Here is a 1,937-nt window from a genome sequence, read left to right as displayed (position 1 = left end):
GAAACCTGCTATGAGGCTGGCTCACCCGTCAGTCTCCGATCAGACATTTGCTGATTTGTGATGGTTGGGATGGGAGGGATCATGCTCGAAGCCGATTTAGGCCACGACGCTGGCGACGAACAAGTTCTCCTCAAGGCAGGGGCCTTGCAAAACGCAATCTTCAACAGCGCCAATTTTTCAAGCATCGCGACCGACGCCAAGGGCGTCATTCAGATTTTCAACGTTGGGGCCGAGCGGATGCTGGGCTATGCGGCGGCGGAAGTGATGAACATGATCACGCCAGCTGACATTTCCGATCCGCAAGAACTGGTCGCGCGGGCGGGAACGCTGAGCGTGGAACTCGGAACCCCAATCACGCCAGGCTTCGAGGCCCTGGTCTTTAAAGCCTCGCGCGGGATGGAGGATATCTATGAGTTGACTTACATCCGCAAGGATCGGAGTCGGTTCCCTGCGGTGGTGTCGGTCACCGCCCTGCGCGATGCCCAGGATGCCATCATCGGCTATCTCTTGATTGGCACCGACAACACTGCACGCAAGCTGGCGGAAGACACTCTCCTCATGGTCGGCGCTTTGCAGACCGCGGCCTTGAAGACAGCGGCGGACGCGATCAACGACGCGCGCATCTATTCCGAAGCCATCGTGCAGACCATTCGGCAGCCCTTGTTGGTCCTCAACGGCGACCTGCGTGTGCGCTCGGCCAACCCGGCCTTTTATGAACTGTTCAAGGTTCAAGAGGCGGAGACCGAAGGGGCGTTGGTCTACGAGCTTGGCAATGACCAGTGGGACATTCCACGGTTGCGGATCATACTGAGCGAGGTCGTATCGAACAACCAGTCGTTCACCGGCGTCGAAGTCGAGCACGATTTCCGCGAGATTGGACGACGCGTAATGGTGCTCAACGCCATCAAGCTGACGCGCGAAGGCGAGGGTGATGAGCTGATCCTGCTGGCGATCGAAGATATCACCGAGAGAAAACAAGCCATCGCACATCAGCAGCTTCTGGTCGGCGAACTCAACCATCGCGTGAAAAATACGCTGGCGACCGTGCAAGCCATTGCCTCGCAGACGCTCAACGACAGCGCGACGATGAAGGAGGCCCGCGAGGCCTTCGACTCGCGATTGAGCGGTCTCGCCACGGCGCATGATTTGCTGACGCGTGGAAACTGGGCCGGTGCGGACTTGGTGGACGTGGTCACAGACACCGTGCAGCCCCATGCCGGCGGAGAGAACCGTTTTCGCATTGAGGGGCCGCGCATCCAACTCGAGCCAGGCCCGGCGCTGTCACTGGCGATGGCGTTGCATGAGCTGTGCACCAACGCCGCAAAATATGGGGCGCTTTCGACCAAGGATGGACACGTCGATATCATCTGGCGGCTCACCGACAGCGGTCAGGATCGGCGGCTGCAGATGCGCTGGACTGAAAGCGATGGGCCAATCGTGGTCACGCCGACGCGAAAGGGCTTCGGTTCACGCCTCATCGAGCGGGCTCTCGCCATGGAACTTGGCGGCGATGTGGCCGTTGCGTACGAAGCGTCCGGCGTTATTTGCACCATCGATGCTCCGATGCCATGGAGCGATAAGCAGGGGCCGGATGGCAGTTGATACCAAAGCGCACCGTATACTCATTGTCGAAGACGAAGCGTTGATCGCGATACAACTCGAGAGTTCTCTGATGGGGCTCGGGCATAAAGTGGAAGCGATCGCCACCCGCATGGACAAGGCAGTCCTGCTCGCTCGCACGATCGACATCGACTTTGCCATTCTCGACCTCAACGTGGCCGGTATCCAGTCATTTCCCGTTGCCGATATCCTGCGTGGGCGTGGCATTTCTTTTATGTTCGCTACGGGGTATGGGACCGCAGGCCTTGTCGACGGATATCGCGACGAGGTCACTTTGCGCAAGCCATATGGATCTGAGGAATTAGCGCGAGCCTTGG

2 protein-coding genes are annotated in these 1,937 nt (G+C 59.0%); both read left to right on the top strand.

Features of this window, described 5'->3' with window-relative positions:
• Window positions 1-81: 81 nt before the first annotated feature.
• The gene (locus ACX3OW_RS21590) at window positions 82-1,602 is read left to right on the top strand and encodes a sensor histidine kinase (RefSeq protein ID WP_459097850.1); all 1,521 of its coding nucleotides are present in this window, start codon (window positions 82-84) and stop codon (window positions 1,600-1,602) included.
• Window positions 1,592-1,937: response regulator (locus ACX3OW_RS21585; RefSeq protein WP_459097849.1), on the top strand; the 346-nt coding region annotated here is incomplete at its 3' end. The genes ACX3OW_RS21590 and ACX3OW_RS21585, both read left to right, overlap by 11 nt.

It is taken from the genome of Devosia sp. A449, from assembly GCF_054489375.1.
This window is presented reverse-complemented; position numbering and strand designations above follow the sequence as displayed.

Coding starts and splice junctions, on each gene's coding strand:
- ACX3OW_RS21590 (WP_459097850.1), top strand. CDS start 82: ATGCTCGAAGCCGATTTAGGCCACGACGCTGGCGACGAACAAGTTCTC.